The following is a 2,449-nucleotide window of genomic DNA, read 5'->3' as shown; positions in this document are numbered from 1 at the left end:
GGGGAGGGCCGGGGCGCCCCCGCCCTCCGGCGGCGCGGGTCAGGCAGGATCCGGAAGAGACGGCCTAGGTCACCCGCTGCGCCCGGCGGGGGGTGACGCGGAGACGGGCCTCCGTGGGCAGGGCGGCGAGTCCCGCCGAGGCACGGGCGCGGGACAGGACCGGGCCCGCCAGCGCGGCCAGCGCGTCGGCCGGCACCGCGTGCGGCTCCAGCTCCAGGGCGAGCCGCAGGGCCGGGGCCCCGCGCTTCCCCCGGAGGGCGACCCGGCAGTGGGCCACGCCCTCCACCGCCTCCAGTACGTCCGCCTCGACGGCCTCCTCCAGCGCGCGGCCCCGCAGCACCGCGAAGGCCCCGTCACCCGTGTCCACCAGCACCGCGGCCAGCCGTGCGCGCCGCAGTTGGGACAGCAGCCACCACAGCGCCAGCAGTACGCACAGGCCGAGCCCGGCGAGCACCGCCCACCACGGCGGCAGGTCCCGCCGCCCGTACGCCGTCAGCAGCGGCTCGTCGCGGCCCGCGAACGGCCAGGAGCCGGTCAGCACCACCGCCCCCGCGGCCAGCAGCGCCAGTCCGAGCAGCGCGAGCAGCACCCGGTTCACGGCCCCCAGGTTCACCGCTGGTCCACCCGTACCCTCGACCGCATCCCGTGCGCCAGGCCCAGCTCCTCGGCCCCGACGGCGAGCACCGCGTCCAGGTCGGCCCGTACCTCGTGCAGTTCGCGGAAGTGGGACACGGCCCGGACCCCGATGTGGGACCGGCCCACCTTGACCCGTACCGACCGCACCCCCGACACCTCCATGGCCCGGTCGCGCAACACCTGCGCGGCGGCCCTGCGTTCCAGTCCGGCGCGGACGTCGGGGTGCGCTGAGCGCATCGGGAGGATCCCGCGCAGTCCCGGGGTAAGGGCGTACAGCAGCAGGGCGGCCCCGGCCGCCGCGAGGACGCCGCCGCCGATCAGGACACCGAGGTCCGCCGGGGTGTTGCGCTCCAGCGCGTGGCCGAGGTCGCGGCGCCAGCCCATGCCGGGCCGGTGGGCCCGTACCGCCGCCAGGTCGTACAGGAACAGCCCCGCCACGCCCAGGACGGCGAACGCGGCCAGTGCGGCCGGAACCCGGCGGGGCGAGCGGAACCGGGCGGTCACCGCAGCCGCCGGTCCCGCCCGGCGGCGGGCCGGGCCCGCTCGGTGCGCAGGTGCTCGATGTCGATGTCGACCTCCGGTACGGACATCTGCGCGTACTCCTCGACGCGCAGGGCGACCTGACGGCGTACGGCCGCGCACTGGGCGGCGAGGTCGGAGGGGTAGGCCAGCTCCAGGGCCACCCGGACGCGGGCGATGTCGTGGTGCACGGTGACGGTGGTGTGCGGCGGGGCGGCGCCGGCTCCGGCGAGGGCCTCGCGCGCGGCCTGCGCGGCGATCTTCGCCACGACGCGGTCGGCGATACGGGTCGCTCCCCGCTCGGCGGCGGGCACGCGGGGCGGGGCGGGCCGGGGCGTGCTCATCGGTCCCGGTCCCGGTCGCGATGGCCGCCCCGGTCGCGGTCGCGGTCCCGGTCTCGGTCTCGGGGGCGGAAGAAGTCGCCGGGTTCCAGGTCCCCGTCGAGGAACCGCCCGACGACGAAGCCGATGGCGCCGAGCGCCGCCACCAGCAGGAAGGCCCCGAAGCCGCCGAAGTAGCCGGCGAACCCCAGCGCCATGCCGGCCACCAGGCCGACGACCGCCATGCTCATGCGGGCTCCTCTACTGCAGTCGGGACTCCGGCTCCTCGTCGTCCTCGTCGGGCAGCTTCACGTCGCTGACCGCGATGTTGACCTCGACGACCTCCAGGCCGGTCATCCGCTCCACCGCCGAGACGACGTTCTCACGGACGGCCCGGGCCACGTCGCGGATCGACACGCCGTAGTCCACGACGATCTCCAGATCGAGGGCGGTCTGCACCTCGCCGACCTCCGCCTTCACGCCCCGGGCGACGGCGGACTTGGCCCCGCCGGGGACGCGGTCGCGGACGGCGCCGAAGGTACGGGACAGGCCGCTGCCGCTGCCCATGGCGTGGACGCCGACCACCTCGCGGGCGGCCAGGCCGGCGATCTTCTCGACGACCCCGTCGGCGATGGTCGTCCGGCCGCGGTCGCCGGGGGGCTTGGCGGCGCTGCCGCCCGATGCGGATTCGGTCATCTCGTGTCCCTTCACGCGGTGGGCTCCCGACCACGGTAAGCCGCGCCCCGCCCCGCCGCGCGGACTGCGCGGCGTTTGCGCCCCTCTTCCGCCCGAGCGGTGCCGGCCTGCGCACTCCGCACCGCCGCCGCGCGGCGCTACCCGCCCGCTCGATCCGCACCGCCGCGCGGTTCCCCGGGCTCCGCCCGGACCCGGTCCTCAAGCGCCGGACGGGCTGGAGGGGGCCCGGCCCGGACCCGTCGGCTCGAGGATCCGCCCGAGCCCCTGGGGCTCCGCCC

Annotated in this window: 5 protein-coding genes; all 5 read right to left on the bottom strand. The window is 77.3% G+C overall.

The window, feature by feature from the left end:
- Positions 1 to 64 precede the first annotated feature (64 nt).
- From ACWGDE_RS38215 to ACWGDE_RS38195, 5 genes are read right to left on the bottom strand one after another with little or no spacing between them, the layout of a single operon-like run.
- Positions 65 to 613, bottom strand: a complete 549-nt coding sequence (locus tag ACWGDE_RS38215) for an alkaline shock response membrane anchor protein AmaP (RefSeq protein ID WP_453393689.1) — start codon at positions 611 to 613, stop codon at positions 65 to 67.
- A complete protein-coding gene (locus ACWGDE_RS38210; protein WP_453393688.1) occupies positions 610 to 1,140 on the bottom strand; it encodes a DUF6286 domain-containing protein in 531 nt (176 codons plus the stop codon). Before ACWGDE_RS38210 ends, ACWGDE_RS38215 begins: the two co-directional genes overlap by 4 nt.
- Positions 1,137 to 1,499, bottom strand: coding sequence for a hypothetical protein (locus ACWGDE_RS38205; RefSeq protein WP_453393687.1), 363 nt, complete (start codon positions 1,497 to 1,499; stop codon positions 1,137 to 1,139). Before ACWGDE_RS38205 ends, ACWGDE_RS38210 begins: the two co-directional genes overlap by 4 nt.
- Positions 1,496 to 1,726 (bottom strand): hypothetical protein, encoded by a 231-nt coding sequence (locus ACWGDE_RS38200; RefSeq protein WP_453393686.1) that lies wholly within the window; start codon positions 1,724 to 1,726, stop codon positions 1,496 to 1,498. The genes ACWGDE_RS38205 and ACWGDE_RS38200 overlap by 4 nt, the downstream gene beginning before the upstream one ends.
- A gap of 10 nt (positions 1,727 to 1,736) precedes the next feature.
- Positions 1,737 to 2,171, bottom strand: a complete 435-nt coding sequence (locus tag ACWGDE_RS38195) for an Asp23/Gls24 family envelope stress response protein (protein WP_453393685.1) — start codon at positions 2,169 to 2,171, stop codon at positions 1,737 to 1,739.
- Positions 2,172 to 2,449: the final 278 nt, after the last annotated feature.

It is taken from the genome of Streptomyces sp. NPDC054956, from assembly GCF_053609185.1.
Note: the sequence above shows the minus strand (reverse complement) of the source record. Positions and strands in the feature narration are given on the sequence as shown.

What these genes read in the sequence shown, in the direction of transcription:
- ACWGDE_RS38205 (WP_453393687.1), bottom strand. Translation starts at nt 1,499, where the DNA reads ATGAGCACGCCCCGGCCCGCCCCGCCCCGCGTGCCCGCCGCCGAGCGG.
- ACWGDE_RS38200 (WP_453393686.1), bottom strand. Translation starts at nt 1,726, where the DNA reads ATGAGCATGGCGGTCGTCGGCCTGGTGGCCGGCATGGCGCTGGGGTTC.
- ACWGDE_RS38195 (WP_453393685.1), bottom strand. Translation starts at nt 2,171, where the DNA reads ATGACCGAATCCGCATCGGGCGGCAGCGCCGCCAAGCCCCCCGGCGAC.